Origin of the sequence: Paenibacillus sp. FSL M7-1046 (assembly GCF_038007405.1) — a bacterium.
GTDB lineage: Bacteria > Bacillota > Bacilli > Paenibacillales > Paenibacillaceae > Paenibacillus_AQ.
The window spans coordinates 4889173-4904614 of record NZ_JBBOXB010000001.1; the positions used below are offsets into that span (position 1 = coordinate 4889173).

Annotated in this window: 14 protein-coding genes and 1 other annotated feature; of the genes, 9 read left to right on the forward strand and 5 right to left on the reverse strand. The window is 48.0% G+C overall.

What is annotated here, in order from left to right; all coding sequences use genetic code 11:
* Positions 1-2: 2 nt before the first annotated feature.
* Complete coding sequence (locus tag NYE29_RS21510) at positions 3-1781, reverse strand: sensor histidine kinase (RefSeq protein WP_340897413.1); 1779 nt, start codon at positions 1779-1781, stop codon at positions 3-5.
* Between the two features lie 128 nt (positions 1782-1909).
* Between NYE29_RS21510 and NYE29_RS21515 the strand changes: the two genes are divergently transcribed.
* Positions 1910-3244 carry an ABC transporter substrate-binding protein gene (locus NYE29_RS21515; protein WP_340897414.1) on the forward strand — a complete coding sequence of 445 codons (1335 nt, stop codon included), beginning with the start codon at positions 1910-1912 and terminating at the stop codon, positions 3242-3244.
* On the opposite strand, the gene NYE29_RS21520 is transcribed toward NYE29_RS21515, so the two are convergent.
* Positions 3228-4211: a helix-turn-helix transcriptional regulator gene (locus NYE29_RS21520; protein WP_340897415.1), complete on the reverse strand. Its 984-nt coding sequence runs from the start codon at positions 4209-4211 to the stop codon at positions 3228-3230. The two genes, NYE29_RS21515 and NYE29_RS21520, sit on opposite strands and share 17 nt — an antisense overlap.
* Positions 4212-4580: 369 nt before the next feature.
* Between NYE29_RS21520 and NYE29_RS21525 the strand changes: the two genes are divergently transcribed.
* Complete coding sequence (locus tag NYE29_RS21525; RefSeq protein ID WP_340897416.1) at positions 4581-5426, forward strand: SDR family NAD(P)-dependent oxidoreductase; 846 nt, start codon at positions 4581-4583, stop codon at positions 5424-5426.
* Positions 5427-5525: 99 nt separating this feature from the next.
* On the opposite strand, the gene serA is transcribed toward NYE29_RS21525, so the two are convergent.
* Together serA and NYE29_RS21535 are read right to left on the reverse strand one after the other, a co-directional pair.
* The gene (serA, locus tag NYE29_RS21530) at positions 5526-7118 is read right to left on the reverse strand and encodes a phosphoglycerate dehydrogenase (protein ID WP_076109875.1); all 1593 of its coding nucleotides are present in this window, start codon (positions 7116-7118) and stop codon (positions 5526-5528) included.
* A gap of 238 nt (positions 7119-7356) precedes the next feature.
* Positions 7357-7583: a binding site (T-box leader), on the reverse strand.
* Positions 7584-7697: 114 nt separating this feature from the next.
* Positions 7698-8606: a hypothetical protein gene (locus NYE29_RS21535; protein ID WP_076109874.1), complete on the reverse strand. Its 909-nt coding sequence runs from the start codon at positions 8604-8606 to the stop codon at positions 7698-7700.
* A gap of 65 nt (positions 8607-8671) precedes the next feature.
* On the opposite strand from NYE29_RS21535, the gene NYE29_RS21540 reads away from it, so the two are divergent.
* Genes NYE29_RS21540 through NYE29_RS21550 form a run of 3 tightly spaced genes read left to right on the forward strand, consistent with a single transcriptional unit; the run spans position 8672 to position 10484 of the window.
* Positions 8672-9265, forward strand: coding sequence for a CPBP family intramembrane glutamic endopeptidase (locus NYE29_RS21540; RefSeq protein WP_340897418.1), 594 nt, complete (start codon positions 8672-8674; stop codon positions 9263-9265).
* A complete protein-coding gene (locus NYE29_RS21545; RefSeq protein WP_340897420.1) occupies positions 9262-9636 on the forward strand; it encodes a hypothetical protein in 375 nt (124 codons plus the stop codon). Before NYE29_RS21540 ends, NYE29_RS21545 begins: the two co-directional genes overlap by 4 nt.
* Positions 9630-10484: a metallophosphoesterase gene (locus NYE29_RS21550; RefSeq protein ID WP_340897421.1), complete on the forward strand. Its 855-nt coding sequence runs from the start codon at positions 9630-9632 to the stop codon at positions 10482-10484. Before NYE29_RS21545 ends, NYE29_RS21550 begins: the two co-directional genes overlap by 7 nt.
* 134 nt (positions 10485-10618) lie before the next feature.
* On the opposite strand, the gene NYE29_RS21555 is transcribed toward NYE29_RS21550, so the two are convergent.
* On the reverse strand, positions 10619-11584 hold the full coding sequence (locus NYE29_RS21555) for a polysaccharide deacetylase family protein (protein WP_445322214.1): 966 nt from the start codon (positions 11582-11584) through the stop codon (positions 10619-10621).
* Positions 11585-11678: 94 nt separating this feature from the next.
* Between NYE29_RS21555 and NYE29_RS21560 the strand changes: the two genes are divergently transcribed.
* The 4 genes from NYE29_RS21560 (at position 11679) to ypeB (ending at position 15375) form a co-directional block, all read left to right on the forward strand.
* Positions 11679-12050, forward strand: coding sequence for a hypothetical protein (locus NYE29_RS21560; protein ID WP_076109871.1), 372 nt, complete (start codon positions 11679-11681; stop codon positions 12048-12050).
* A 221-nt stretch (positions 12051-12271) separates the two neighbouring features.
* Positions 12272-12886: a genetic competence negative regulator gene (locus NYE29_RS21565; protein ID WP_340897425.1), complete on the forward strand. Its 615-nt coding sequence runs from the start codon at positions 12272-12274 to the stop codon at positions 12884-12886.
* A 99-nt stretch (positions 12887-12985) separates the two neighbouring features.
* Entirely contained in the window at positions 12986-13681 is a 696-nt protein-coding gene (gene prsW / locus NYE29_RS21570) for a glutamic-type intramembrane protease PrsW (protein ID WP_038594548.1), read from the forward strand.
* Between the two features lie 335 nt (positions 13682-14016).
* Positions 14017-15375 (forward strand): germination protein YpeB, encoded by a 1359-nt coding sequence (gene ypeB / locus NYE29_RS21575; RefSeq protein ID WP_340897427.1) that lies wholly within the window; start codon positions 14017-14019, stop codon positions 15373-15375.
* Positions 15376-15442: the final 67 nt, after the last annotated feature.

The window sequence follows — 15442 nt, forward strand, 5'->3', positions numbered from 1 at the left end:
GTTTAGTTACCCCCTCTATGGATTCGGATTTGGATACGCGTACCTAGACCTAAGGTGCTTTCAATGTGAAATTCCGTAAGCTCAAAGTACAGATTCAACCTTTCGCGAATATTACTTAAGGCGAGGCCCGAGTGTCCAATGGAAGGAGTAACCGGTTTAGGATGACATAAAATTTGCTCTACCCGTTCTGGAGTCATGCCCTTCCCGTTATCAACAACCTCCAGTACGATCCACGATTCCTCAGCATAACAGGCTACCGCAATCATTCCGCTTCCCTCTAAAGGTTCTATGGCATGAATGATGGCGTTTTCAACAAGAGGCTGCAATAATAATTTGGGGACTTGGAAATGACTGATCTCTTCATCCAGGGTGACGGAGAAATGAAATCTGGTAGTAAAACGTTTCTTTTGCAAAAATAAATAATTCTCGATGAATTCAACCTCCTGAAGCAGAGTGGCATTGTCTTGGCCGTTATTCAGACTTAACCTGAACACCTGGGACAAAGATTGAACCATTTCTGCAATATCCCGCTCATCCTTCTGCATCGCCGTCCAGCTTATCATATTTAAAGTGTTGTACAGGAAGTGAGGATTGATTTGCGATTGCAGTGTTTTAAGCTCTGCTTCTTTTTGCTTTAAGTGTGAAGTATATACATCATCGATTAGGGTTTTCACACGCTTAACCATCGTATCATACCAGTAACCCAGTTGGCCGATCTCATCATTTCCCGAAAAATTCACCCGCTGACTGAAGTCTCCAAGCTGCAGCTGCTTCATCGAGAGAATTAATGTTTTGACTGGGTTCGTAATGATTTTGGCGATTAACCAAGTACACAGTATCATTACCAGCGTAAACACTGCCATAATAAGAACAGTTATGGATTTGATATAATCGAGCTCTTTCAATAAATCCTTTTTTTTCTGTATCACCAAAGAGTGCCAGCCCGTCAGCGGGGAAGTGGTCTGAGAGACAACCAAGTCATCTCTATCCAGCAGGTAGCTGAGCGCATCATCTTTTGAAAGTGCAGGTTCAGCAGATTGGAAATAAGGCAGATCGCCAATATGTTCACCCAAATTATCCAACTCCGTAGAAGCCAGAATCACACCATCGTCATTGATAACCAGTTGATATGCATTATTTTCTTTGCGGAAAAGATTATTGCTGAGTTGATCGGCATCGATCCCAATCATTAGCACACCGATTCGTTTATAGGTATTGAAATCCTTAAAGGGCTTGATCATCACGAGTTTATAATGTCTGTCACCATGCAGCAGGTGATCCTCAGGGGACAACATATCCCATATAGGCTCACCGGCAGATTTCATAATGTTCTTGAAAAACCGGGTTTCTTGAAACTCCGCGAAGGAGGCAGCACTGGCAATACCGGTTTGTGTAATGGCGAACGGCCCATTATCTTCTTGACCCGTAGACAAGCGATAAACAAGCAAGGATTGAAAGGATTCGCTTGAGACCATCAATGGGAGGAGGGATTTGTAGATTTGCTCTCTTACTTCGAGTGTATCACTGGTGGTCACCAAATGTTGTAAGGATGGATTAAGAAACAGGAAGTTACCTGTGCTAATAGTACCGCTGGTGATAAAATCAAGCTGGTTCGTAGTTTTGGCAGCCATGTGGCTTTGCGCTTGACGGATTTTATCGACGATTTCATTGGCGGCAATATAATAGGAATAAAGGCCAGTTAAACCTACAGTAAAGATCAGCAGAGGGATAACCCAGATCAGTAGTTTATACTGCAGTGAAATGTCTCGATACCGCGTCACGATAGGTTTAATATTATCTCACCCTACTTTACATAGAATATCATCAGTATAACTACAAATAAGGTAATAATATATGTGCTGTCCCCTAAATTTTAGAAATAATAACTTCTCAAGAGGTGGGGAAGAGGATGAAAAAGAAATACCGCACACTATCCATTCTGATCATAACCGGTTTGACAGCTTGCGCAATATTTAGTATTACGAATATGAATTCCAAGACACCTGCAATAAAAGTTCAGAATAATACAGAGACACCGGGGATTGTCACGTTGAAATTATTCACAGCCCTTGCTGACCGCGAGAACGGACAGGGGAAAATCGAACAGCAAATCATAGACGCTTATATGAAAGAACATAGAAATGTAAAAATAGAAGTCGAGGCATTGCAGGATGAGCCTTATAAATCAAAAGTTAAAATATACGCTACATCGAATGCTCTTCCGGATATTATTCAATCCTGGGGACAGACCTCTTTTATCAAACCCTTAATTGATGCAGGTTTGTTGGCTAAGCTGAACGAGTCGGATTATACCTCCTACCATTTCGTCTCCGGCTCACTCGATGGATTTAAGCAGCACGGTGAATTATACGGGTTACCTAGAAATACCGACTTCTTTGTGATGTATTACAATCAAAAAATATTGGCCGACACCGGTATCTCGGTTCCTGGAACAACACAAGAATGGTTTAAGGCAAGCAAGATGCTAAGAGAGAAAGGCATTAATCCTATCACAACCAATGCCGTTGAAGGCTGGTCACTACCGATCTGGTTCGAGTACATCGCTCAGCGGCATACGGGTGATTTCAGCAAAATGGACGAGGTTCTCGCGGGCAAAGCTACCTTTACAGGCAATGAACAATTTCTTGCAGCGGCTACAGAATTACAGCGGTTCCAGAAAGAGAAGACACTTGCGGACGGCTTCCTGACTGCGGATTACGGCGCAGCCCGCAACTTGTTTGGACAAGGTAAAGCGGCTTTCTTTTTGATGGGGAGCTGGGAATCCAGTCTTGCTACGGATGAGAATTTCTCGGAAGAATTCCGGAATAATGTTGCAGCTGCACCGTATCCCGCTTCTGACAGGGGCAAGCTGACGGATGTCGCAGCATGGTTCGGCGGTGGATATTCGATCTCCGCCCATTCTAAGAATAAAGAGGAGGCTGTACAATTTTTGAAATACTTCTACGATCCAGAGAATTGGGCGAAGCTTATTTGGCAAAGTGGAGCAGGGATACCCGCTCAAAAATTCGATCAATACCTGACTGGGGCAGAAAATAAGCTGCAAAAAGGACTGGTAGACATCTTTAGCTCCATTTCAACTTCCAGCGGGACCCCCCTCCAGGATCAAGGAAGTAATGAATTTAAAAATAAAGTAATGGAGGCCCATCAATCCTTAATGGATGGAAGATGCACTCCGGCAGAGTTTTTAAAGAAACTTGATGAAGCCGCTAAATTGAATCAGTAGCTGGAAGACGACTCACCCGACGACCCAATAGGACGGTTTCCAGTGCAGCCTTATATACTTTTATACGCAGTTCCTCTGGTGACCTGACGATCACATGGGGACCCAAGGACAACATGATTCGGCAAGCTGCTTCTATGACGTTAAACTCAGCTTCGACCTCCAGCCATGCAGAATCAGGAGATTCATCTATGGACAGCAATGTAACAAAGCGTTCCTGCCTTAAGGCTTGAAGGGAGGAAGACTTTAGCGTGAATTTGGCTTGATAACTGGGAAGAGCGGATTTGAACGATACTTTAGACAACTCCCAGTAACTTGTCAACTCAAAATCGTCAGGTCGTAGATACACTTCCTCTAAAATTTGGGCAGCAACGATTCTCGAAACCCGGTAGGTTCTGAACTGCTCCTCATGCTGCCCGATAACATACCATACCCCCCGTTTAGCCACCAAGCCCAGCAGTCCAATGATTCTGTTCTTTATTTCCCCATTGCGCAGATAAGAAATACTTACTTTCCGGTCTTCCCAAAGGGCTGCCTGTAAGGTTGAAAGAAAAGGGAAGCTTTCCTCGGATGAAAGCCATCCTTCACTGTCTATATGAATACGCTGGTTAAAATAGTTGGCGGAAGGGGATTTATTCCCTGAGGCAGCAGCTTCCAGCTTGCGCGATGCAATCGTGAAATCCTCATGAATACCAAGATCCCTCAAGATTGCCGAATCGGCAGAGAGCAGGAGAGCGCCTATTTCGTTGGGCTTCATTCCAGTTAAGGAAGTGCGGTAGCCTTCGGTGAGCATCCAGCCTCCCTCCCGGCCTCTTTCAGCCAGCACGGGTATTCCGGAGGCACTAAGCGCCTCCATATCACGAAATATTGTCCGCTCGGACACCTCCAAGGTGCTGGCCAGCTCACGGGAGGTGACTTTGCCGCGGTTCTGCAGCAGAAGCAATATGGATAATAAACGGTCTGCTCTCATACGTCCTCCTCATAGGGGGGGATCCCCCTATATAGATTGAACTTATAATTCTTCTATTTTGGGATTGGCCGTGACTACAGAGAATGTTTGGACTTCCGGCCGCTGTTAGGTTTGGATTTCCTGAATTTAACCGCGAATCGCGGTAGAAATCCAAACCTAAAGGCGGACGCTATCGCTCCTCCAGTTCCAAAATTCCCCTCCGCCACTTTTCCCTACATGTAATTCTCATGTTCAATCTATATAATTTCAATCTATTTTCATTTTATCATATATATATGTCAGTTGATGTCATATATAGAGTTTATGATGAGTATAGCAAGCAGAAGAACCAATGATACTAAGATCAACAATGAAGAGAGGAGCGGTAGTATGACAAATCTGCAAGGGAAAGTGGCACTGGTTACCGGAGGAAGCAGGGGAGCCGGCAGGGGAATAGCTTTGGAGCTGGCAAAAGCCGGTGCGTATGTGTATATCACAGGCAGAAGCACGGGGCTTTCCCAAGAAGGAAGGCGTAAAGGGACGATAGACAGTGTTCTTGATGAAATCAAGGCGGTTGGAGGGCAGGGTGAAGCGATCCGCTGCGACCATACCCAGGATAGCGAAACGGAAGAAGTCATCCGGCGGATAGCGTCGGAGCAGGGCAGGCTGGATATTCTGGTCAACAATGTATGGGGCGGCAATGAGCTGTCCATCGAGAGCAAACCTTTCTGGGAGCTGCCTCTGGAACATTGGAGCCATATGTTCGATGCGGGAGTCAGAGCGCAGCTGATGACCAACTATTACGCGATTCCGCTAATGCGCAGCAACCGGCAGAGCGGTGGTATTATTATTCATACAACGTATTGGGACCACTACAAATACATTGACAATTTCTATTATGATCTGGCTAAAAATGCACTGGTTCGCATGGCCTATGGATTGTCGGTAGAACTTGCGGCAGACGGTATAGCCGTGATCCCGTTGTCGCCCGGCTGGATGCGGACTGAATTGGTGCTGGAGAGCCTCAATACAGATGAAGAGCATTGGCAGGAGGTGCCTGAGCTGCAAACCAGTGAGTCCACAGCCTATATCGGGCGGGCCGTGGTTCAGCTGGCTGCAGATCCAGAGGTAATGTCCATAACGGGAATCCCGCAGCAGGTAGGCAGCCTTGCGGTACAATACGGATTCACCGATGCTGACGGGCGGCTCGTCCCGGTCTTCAAAGTTCCGGAATAAACAAAAATCGCTCTTTTGAAATGGCTGCAGGATGCCTCCATTTTCGAAAGAGCGATTTTTTTGCTAATACCCAGAACTATAGATCATACGAATTGGCTTCTATAGCAGAACTACCTCTTCGGCGGTGTTGATTTCCGGCAAGCCAGCCAGCTTCACAAGCACATGCTGCGGCACCTCTTTATCCACGGTCAGAAGCATGATAGCTGCACCACCGACAATTTTACGTCCCACCTGCATCGAAGCGATGTTGACATCGTTTTGTCCGAGCAGAGTGCCGACGAGACCGATAATCCCCGGCTTGTCGTTGTGGGAGATTACAATTTGATGGCCTTCCGGAGCGATATCAACCGGGAATTTATTCACCTGAACAATGCGTTCTCCGTAGCCCTGGAGCAATGTTCCGGCTACCAGGCGTTCTTCATCCGGTTCGGCCTTCAGGGTAACGGTGATAAGGTTAGTGAAGCCCTTGGTCTTGGAAGCCTTTGTCACGACAACATTCACATCACGCGTTTTCGCCAGATGCATGGAGTTGACGATGTTGACATCACTGCCGAAGTGGCGGGTGAACACGCCTTTTACAATATAGCGGGTCAGCGGCTGTGTATCCACATCCGAGAGATCCCCGGCATATTCAACATGAATTTCACGAATAGCGCCGTCCGTCAGCTGTGTTGCAAAGCTGCCAAGCTTCTCACCCAGTGTGAAGTAAGGCTGAAGCTTGTTCATTACGCTTGGCGCAACCGGAGGAATGTTTACAGCATTAATGAACGGCTCGTTGCGCAGAATATGCAGCACCTGCTCCGATACATCGATGGCTACATTCTCCTGGGCTTCTACGGTCGAAGCACCCAGATGCGGAGTCACGATGATTTTTGGATGGGAGAGGAACGGGTGATCCGCTTGTGGCGGCTCTTGCTCGAATACGTCAAATGCTGCTCCAGCGACTATGCCGCTGTCGATGGCTTCAACCAACGCCATTTCGTCGATTACGCCGCCGCGGGCACAGTTGATGATGCGCATGCCTTTTTTCATCACTTCGAACTGCGGGCGGGAAATCATATGGCGGGTTTCAGGTGTCAATGGTGTGTGCACGGTCATGAAATCAGCGCCGCGGACAATGTCATCAACGGAGGCCAGCTTCACTTCGAGCTTCTCCGCACGGTCTGGAGTCAGGAACGGGTCATAAGCGAGAATGTTCATGCCGAAGGCTTTGGCCCGTTTGGCCACCTCGCTGCCGATCCGTCCCATGCCGAGAACACCCAGTGTTTTACCGCGTAGTTCTACGCCGAGGAATGTCTTTCTATCCCATACGCCGGAAATCGTTTTGGCATAGGCTTGGGGAATGTGCCGGGCGAGTGCCATCATCATGGCAAAAGCATGCTCACAGGTCGTAATCGTATTTCCGTCCGGCGCATTGATGACCACAACGCCATGCTGCGTTGCCGCCTCCAGTTTAATATTGTCGACACCGACGCCTGCGCGGCCAATGACCTTCAGGTTTGTGCCTGCGGCAATAATTTTCTCGGTAACAGTGGTTTGGCTGCGTACGAGCAGGCCGTCATATTCGCCGATGATTGCAATTAGCTCTTCTTCACTAAGTCCAGTCTTCTTGTCTACAGTCACGTCGTTTGCGTCCATCAATTGCTGAATGCCCAAATCACTGATTGGATCCGATACTAATACTTTAAACATGGTTTCTTGTCCCCCTTAAAGTGATAAAGCTTAATATGCCAAGGATGCCCTGATAAGGCAATCCACAGTACCTGAAGCATCAAAACGGGTAAAAAGCATGTCGGAATAACGGAGTAACGCGCTGTCGCATAAAAGAAAGAGAGTGTAGGAGGACGGTCTTCTGCCAATTTTGGGCCTTTTAGGCCAAAAGACGGATTCCGGGTAACAAAAAAACTCCCAACCCCATACTACTGCCGTAGTAAGGGACGAGAGTTGTCGTGGTACCACCCTAATTCACTGCAACGTTGAAGAAGCAGCCTCATTGGCCTGCAAAGGCCACACTGGTAACGGAGATGATCCGATTGCATCTACTTATAGTTCGATACAATATCTCAGGAGCGCTAAAGATATCTGTATGCCACCGGTTTGCACCATCCACCGGCTCTCTGAAGGCTTCCAGCATCCTTGTTCCATCATCGGTTTTGCTTGATTAATTTTTTCATAATGTAACATGGTGGCACCAAAAGTGTCAATAGGCTTATTACAACCTGCCTGCCTTGAAGTAGGCTTCATTTTTCGTTATGATGCAATATACTAGTCTTATTCATAGAAAAACGGAAGCTGCGGCATCGTTTCTTTGCCATAATATTGTTCCCGCCACTTCATGAAGTCCTGCTCCTGTATAGCTCCGGTAGAAATAAGCAGTGTAACAGAGGATTGGACATCCTGCAGCTTCAGGGAGCTGGCCATGCCGGAGTAGATCATGTCGTCTATTTTGGCCGTGATATCCTGCGGATCATAGCCGGCGTAAATTCCCCGGTTCAGCATCATTTCGGCAATGGAAGCATTTTTAAGCAGGAGCGGCATCTTCTTCCATTGGATGAAGGACAGCGTCTTCAGTTCACTGGGTACCGCCGGGATTTTGCTGTTGGTCTTGGAACCCCACTTCAGCATGGAATCATAGAAATCCTTCTGGGCAAGCAGCCCGAATTGCATGGCACTGGCCGTGAAGTTATCGTTCTTCAGCGCTTTGGCTGTTTCTGTGCCTGATGATCCAGCAGACACCTTGTTGGAGGCCTGGGAGAAGAGCGTCAGGCTCTTAAGTATGTTAAGCTGGGATTGATACAGGAGTGGCGAGCCACTGAAGATGGAATCCTGGTTAACCTTATCATATTGCTTGTCCGCCAGAATACTGAGATTTTTCAGTGTGGCTGCGTTCTCACGGGCATCCGTGCTGCGTGACAAACTGTCTACCTCGTTGTTCCAATTTCGCTTGAATTCACGATACGGCAAAAATACGTTATGATAGAAGGTAACAAGATCCTGCTGCTGGTAAGAGCCGGAGAATTCCTCCGATGCGCCGTCAGCTTCAATCAGGTGGGAATATTTAGCTTCTGTCTTGTCTGCACCTACTTTCACTCCCGTAAAGAAAGCGGCGAAAGCGCATATCAGGAAAAATACAAAACCTAGTGTGTATAACATTTGAGTGCGGGAGGTACGACTGTTCATAATTAGTGCTCCTTCTTCTATGGAAATTATCTTATGTAAAAACAATATAGAACAGGCAGGTTACAATGAAAAAATTCAAATTAGGTGACATAAAGATTAAAAAAGCCGATCCTCAAGCGTTAACCGACAAGCTGCTGCTGATCAATCTCTACATTACACAGGGCCTTACCTTATTTATCGGTTTGATATGGATATTATTGCAGAAAAGAAATCCGTTTGACATATTAAATTTTCCTAACAGTGTAAATTTTGTGTACTGGGGCCTTGGTTTGGCAGGAATTATGCTGATTGTGGATTTTATTCTGACTTATATTGTACCAGAAGAAAGCATGGATGACGGAGGAATTAACCAGTTGTTATTCGGCAACCGCCCTTTGTGGCATATTGTTGTCATCGCAGGGGTTGTTTCAGTTTGCGAGGAACTCCTGTTCCGCGGTGCCATTCAGCATGGACTGGGTCCCTACTGGACGAGCATTCTTTTCGCAGTTATTCATGTGCGTTATCTGCGGCACTGGATTCCGACCGGTTGGGTATTCCTCAGCAGCTACGGTCTTGGCTATATATACATCCATTCCGGAACGATTTGGGCACCGATTTTATGTCATTTCTTCATCGACCTGTTCTCAGGTCTGGTGATTCGCTACAGGAGGGTATCATGAGTGACGACTTAAGCCGGGTGAAATCCCGCCAGAAAAAAAATAAAGGCGAAGGCCAGGCTCCGGTCAAAGGTAAAAATAGAAAGCAAGCTGCCGTATCTCCCCCCAAAGAGACGGAAGTGCCTGCTCTTGTGTCCGGTACGCTGTCAAGGAAGGCCCGGCATTCCAGCACCGCAGCTAAAACCTCTGTAAAGCATGATAAAGCAGAGCAGGAGGGGGAGGATACGCCTTCCCGTGCGCAGACCTACCCTTCGGAACGTATCCGCCTGAGTAAAATCTTCGTCAACTCGTTGATCGTAATGTTTGTCATGCTGCTGGCTTCGCTCTTTTGGTGGGGATTTGAAGGAGCTCCTGAATTGAGGACTCTATGGTAACCGGCTGGGTCATAATTATTATGGCGGCCCTGCTCCTGTTGCTGGGCATAGGAGCTGCAATTATGGTAGTATCGGCATTTAAAAAGAACATTATTGCCGAGGAAATATCTCTTGGTTCACTTCCAGCGGAATTTGACGGTTACCGGATTCTGTTTATCACGGATATTCATCGCCGCCGGCTTCCCAAAAAACTGCTTGATCCCTTACGTGGAAAAGTGGATGCTGTTTTTCTGGGAGGTGACTTGACCGAGAAGGGGAGTCCCATAAACCGCCTCGTTGATAATATGGCGCTTGTGGCTTCACTTGCACCTGTGTATGCCGTTCACGGTAACCATGATTACCGGGCAAATATTTCACTGGTGGACAATATTATCCGCGGCAGCGGGGCCAGCCTGCTGATCGATGAGAATATAACACTTGAACGGGGAAATGAATGTCTGCTGCTGACCGGTGTGGATTTCCCGAAGAAAGGCGGCAAAAAAGCATATGCCCCTCTGGCTCCGGTCCCTGAGTCACTCTCTTCATGCTGCCGGATTATTTTAGTTCATGATCCGCTTTGGGTGTCCCCGCAGCCAAGCTTGCCCGCAGATCTTATTCTGGCCGGTCATACGCACGGTGGACAGGTGGTTCTGCCATTGATCAGGCAGAGGCATACAGATCCGTTCTACCAACAATATAATGCCGGAATGTACCTGCTTGAGCGGAAGGACGGCTCGGGAGCATTCGTCAAAATGCTAATCAGCCGCGGCTTCGGCACCGCTCATCTGCCGCTGCGCTGGGGCAGTCCGGCAGAAATGCATGTACTGACCCTGCGCAAAGGGCGGGAGCAGCTTGAGCAGTCAGGTTAAGAGAGCCGGATTAGCGGCTGCTGGCCTGCACTGGATCGGTTTATGTATGCAGATAAACAAGAGGTATCCTCCGCAACATGCGCTGGATACCTCTTGTTTATTGTCTTCTATATAGAACAGGGACGCAGCAATACTCAGCGCATCTTCAGCTCAATGCTGCGCGGATCTACGAAGCTGTAACCCTTGGCTTCCAGCTTCGTAAGCAGCGTATCCAATGCTTCCACGGTCCAGGGAAGCTCATGCATCAGGATGTTGCTTCCGGAATGAAGCTGGTCGGTAACATTCGTAATCAGCTTCTCCGTTTTATTGGCATCCTTTTCTTTCATTTCCCAGTCAAGTGATCCTACGGACCAGGTCATATAAAGCAGTCCGTTCTCTGCCGCCACCTTCTTGCCGACATCGCCGCCTGCTCCATGCGGGGGACGGAAGAAATGCGGGGTTTCGCCTACAACTTCCTTAACAATTTTCTGCACATCCTCGATCTGTTTCTTCACTTCGGTATAGGGTTCGTCCTTCAGCTTGATATGATCCCAGCTGTGATTACCGATAATACCGCCCCGGCTATGGATAAGCTCCAGCAGCTCGGGATGTTCTTTGACGCGGTAGCCGTTCACGAAGAAGATCGCTTTAGCCTTGTGTTTGTCCAAGGTATCCATCAGCGGATTGATCATTTCGGCTTCCTTCGGGCCATCATCGAAGGTCAGCAGGATGACTTTCTTGTTGGTGCCTTCTTCATTCGGAACAATGTCGTAATTTTTGTTCATATGGTACAGGAGCGGGATTTCTGCTGGATTTGTCTCTCCGCTTGGCTGAGCGGTACCTGCATCGCCGGAAGTCGCGGCCTGCCGATCCGTGGCTGTGCTTCCGCCCGCGGTCCCTCCGGTGTTTGAAGAGCCGGCTGGTGTCGCCTGAGGTGAGGCACTTGCCTCCGCAGCATCATTCCCCTGAGCGGCTAGAGCTGTAGCTGATGGCGATGCTGTTTCAGTTGCGGCCGCTGTCGGCTGAGCATTGTTGTTCACTGTCTTGCCGCTGTTGTCGCCGTTGCTGCAGGATGCCAGCAAAATGGCGGTCAGCAGCAGTGCTGATGTCGCTTTAACCACTTTTTTCATCTCGCTTTCTTGTAACTTTGCTGTATGAGTCGGAATCTTTCCGCGAACACTAAGCATGATTTTACCATACAAGGAGGTTAGAGATATGAATACTTCGTCATTTTTATGCGGAGTGGTGATGGGTGCAGCCGCCAGTATGATTATGTCCAAAAAACGCAGCGCCATGATGTCCTCCCTCGGATCAAGAGGTTCGATGCAAGGAGCCGGTGAAAAAGCGAAGGACAAAATTCTGGGCATGGCCATGACCGGATTCGGAAATACCGCCGCCGGCGGCAGCTCCCAGGACAAGGGCTCGCATGAGCCGAAGAGCAGTGCCGATCACAAGGGGGAGTCCACGGTTAAATCCAAGGAAGCCAACCTCAATATGCTGAAGGATTTCATCCGCAGCAACCCTGATGTAAAGCATGAAGTAGAGCAGATTCTCAAAGAAACACATACAGCAATACCGGGTTTGTAACCGCAAAGCAAAGCGCTAGAATCATTTTGGGGAGGATTCCATCCGCAAAATGATTCTTTTTTTATCAATAAACCGGCACAATTGGGTGATTAAATATATTTATTTACGTGCATTTATGGCAGCAAAATGATAACATACATACATAGTAACCATTTTTGGCTCATTACTCGGGACTCATCATACATTAATATTAAATGAGCTTGCAAAAGGAGGATCCTGTCATGAGAATAGAGCGATTAAGTCAAGATAAGATACGGATTTTCCTCACTTTTGACGACCTGAGCGAGCGGGGCATCCAGAAGGAAGATATGTGGCAGGAAGTTCCCAAGGTGCATGACCTTTTTACGGAAATGATGGATCAAGCGTATAGTGAACTTGGTTTTGACGCTACCGGTCCGCTTGCCGTAGAAGTGTTCGCAATGCCCGCGCAAGGTATGGTCGTTATTGTGACCCGGGGGAAATATGATCACCATCAGTACGGTGGGCCCGGAGAAGAAGAATTGCCTGAAGAGATCTATGAAATGGAAGTTACTCTTGAACAAAGCGACTCCATTGTGTATGCATTCCGCGATTTTGAGGTTCTGGTTGAAGCGGCACATGTACTCATCGGCAATATTACTTCCCAGGGGAAACTGTATTCTTATAACAATAAATGGTATCTTTACTTCGATCCGAAGGAATTTGAGGAGCCGGCATTGTCTGGACTTGTTGCCGTATTGGCAGAGTTCGGCGATTCTTCGCCGGTTACCGAGGCCGTACTGGATGAATACGGAAAGACGGTTATGGCCGAAAATGCGATCCAATTGTTGTGCACTCACTTTAAGCGCCAGGAATAACAATTGAGGAACGGCAGGACAGCGGGTGCTTTCTGCCTTCCTTCGACCATTGGAAGATAATGCAGGAGAAATGGGTATAGTTTCAGGGGAGGTTATTCGGTGCTTTGGTTATCGGTCATTTCGTCGGCAGTGGCACCGGGACTTGCCCTGCTGACTTTTTTCTATCTGAAAGACAAGTACGATCAGGAACCGCTGCATATGGTGGTCAAGGTGTTTTTGCTTGGACTGCTGATTGTTTTTCCGGTAATGATCATTCAGAGAGGTCTTACGCTTGGGCTGGACAGTGGACCTTATGTCGATTCTTTTCTGATTTCCTCCGGGGTGGAGGAAGGGTTGAAGTGGTTTGTGCTGTACCATATGATTTACAACCATACCGAATTTGACGAGCCATATGATGGAATACTATACGCCGTGGCGATTTCGCTCGGTTTTGCAACAATAGAAAATGTAATGTACGCGTGGTACAGTCAAGCTTCAATAGGTTCAATGATTATGCGGGCGCTGCTCCCGGTGTCGGGACATGCAATGTTCGGGGTCATTATGGGCTACCACATGGGCAGGGCCAAGTTCTCGAAACCGGGCAAAGGCAGAGGAATATTGCTGGTCTCTCTGCTGCTGCCTTGGCTGTGGCACGGAATCTACGATTTTATCCTCAGCACGTCGCCCAATTACTGGATTTGGTATATCGTACCTCTGATGGCCGTATTGTGGTACGGAGGAATGGGCAAGGTGGCGCGGGCCAACAACCGTTCGCCGTTTCGTTTTCTGAAGCGGGAGGAAGAGGTTAACCTGTAATAGAGATGGACACACTTAAACTTGAAGGGTAGTTCCCGTAGGCAAGGAATTCCAGAGAGGAGCGAGGTGTCTTTTTTTTGCGTGTAAAAGTTCGGATAGTCTGTAAGCAGTGCGGTGAGAGCTACATATTAAGAGGAAACAAGGAAGAGGGAGTCATCCAGACCGGCTTCAAGCAATGTCTGTGCAACAGCAACAGCGGATTTCAGATCGAGGAATGTGGCTGAAATGCTGCTTGGAAGTATTCTCTTGATATTATCGGCCTGCCGGGTGCATAAGACTTCTCAGTTATTGTCAAACTAACGGCAATAAGCTACCGAAAGGAGTCTTGCAGCCCTATGTACAAAAGATTAAGTGCCATAATGTTCCCGCTTACCGCGCTTTTGCTGATTGGCGCACTGGTGTGGGGGTATCAGGAGAACCAGGAGAAAAATTCGATTCTGATTAAAGCGGAGAACCAGTATCAACGGGCTTTTCACGATCTCTCCTATCATGTGGAGCGGCTTCATGGAGAGCTGGGAAACACACTTGCCGTCAATTCGGCTTCTAACGGTGTGCACCGCAAAGGACTAGTCAATGTATGGCGGCTTACCAGCGAGGCGCAGAATGAGATCAACCAACTGCCGCTTACGCTGCTGCCGTTTAGCCAAACGGAGGAGTTCCTCTCCAAGATCTCCAATTTCTCTTACAAAGCTGCTGTCCGCGATTTCACCAAGAAGCCGCTCACCGAAGCTGAGATGGGGAATTTAAAGGCGCTCTATAAGAATTCGGGTGAAATCTCCAAGGATCTGCAGGAGGTACAGAACAAGGTCATCAGCAATAAGCTGCGTTGGATGGATGTCGAGTCAGCTCTTGCTACAGAAGAAAAGGCGGAAGACAATACAATTATTGATGGCTTCAAGACGGTAGACAAACGTGTGGCGGCTTATCCTGAGCTGGACTGGGGACCCTCTGTTGCCAGCATTTATGATAAGCGTTCTGTCAAGAAGCTGGGCGGTAAACCTGTCACGGCAGCGGATATCAAAGCCAAGGCTGTAAAGTTTGCCGATACTGGTGCTAATACCAAGGTGGATGTTAGGGAGAATGGCAAGGGAACCGAATGGGCTTCCTATACAGCCACCGTGACACCTCCGAATCACAAAGCTCCCATCAGCATGGACTTCACGGTGGAGGGCGGACTGCTGATTTCGTACAATGACAATCGTGAGGTCGGACCAGCCCAGGTATCCATGAAGCAGGCTGTCGCCAAAGCCGGGGAGTTTCTGAAGCAGAAGGGCTATGCCGGCATGACGGCAGTCAGCGCTGACAGATATGATAATTTGGGGAATTTAACTTTTGTAAGCAGCCAAGACGGTGTATTGATCTATCCTGAGAAAATGACGCTGCGCGTCGGGCTGGATACCGGAGAAACCGTTGGTTTTCAAGCCAGCGATTATGTCCGTGAGCATCAGGAGAAACGTGAAATTCCAAAACCTGAACTGTCCCTCGCCAAGGCCAGAGAGAAGCTGAATCCGGAATTCAAAGAGCTGTACAACCGGATGGCCTGGATCGAGAATGAGGATGCCGTTGAACTGCTGACCTATGAATTTGGCGGCAAAATCAATGGTTCACAGTATCGGATTTACCTCAATGCGGCGGATGGAAATGAAGAAGCGGTCGAAGAGATTCGCACCTCTTCGGGGGCTCAGGATAAATAAATGAAGCCTGTCTGCAAGGGATAGAGGAGGGAGGGGCGGTTCCTTTAGGGGATGCCGCCTCTTTTTT

Coding starts and splice junctions, on each gene's coding strand:
- NYE29_RS21515 (WP_340897414.1), top strand. CDS start 1,910: ATGAAAAAGAAATACCGCACACTATCCATTCTGATCATAACCGGTTTG.
- NYE29_RS21520 (WP_340897415.1), bottom strand. CDS start 4,211: ATGAGAGCAGACCGTTTATTATCCATATTGCTTCTGCTGCAGAACCGC.
- NYE29_RS21525 (WP_340897416.1), top strand. CDS start 4,581: ATGACAAATCTGCAAGGGAAAGTGGCACTGGTTACCGGAGGAAGCAGG.
- serA (WP_076109875.1), bottom strand. CDS start 7,118: ATGTTTAAAGTATTAGTATCGGATCCAATCAGTGATTTGGGCATTCAG.
- NYE29_RS21535 (WP_076109874.1), bottom strand. CDS start 8,606: ATGAACAGTCGTACCTCCCGCACTCAAATGTTATACACACTAGGTTTT.
- NYE29_RS21540 (WP_340897418.1), top strand. CDS start 8,672: ATGAAAAAATTCAAATTAGGTGACATAAAGATTAAAAAAGCCGATCCT.
- NYE29_RS21545 (WP_340897420.1), top strand. CDS start 9,262: ATGAGTGACGACTTAAGCCGGGTGAAATCCCGCCAGAAAAAAAATAAA.
- NYE29_RS21550 (WP_340897421.1), top strand. CDS start 9,630: ATGGTAACCGGCTGGGTCATAATTATTATGGCGGCCCTGCTCCTGTTG.
- NYE29_RS21560 (WP_076109871.1), top strand. CDS start 11,679: ATGAATACTTCGTCATTTTTATGCGGAGTGGTGATGGGTGCAGCCGCC.
- NYE29_RS21565 (WP_340897425.1), top strand. CDS start 12,272: ATGAGAATAGAGCGATTAAGTCAAGATAAGATACGGATTTTCCTCACT.
- ypeB (WP_340897427.1), top strand. CDS start 14,017: ATGTACAAAAGATTAAGTGCCATAATGTTCCCGCTTACCGCGCTTTTG.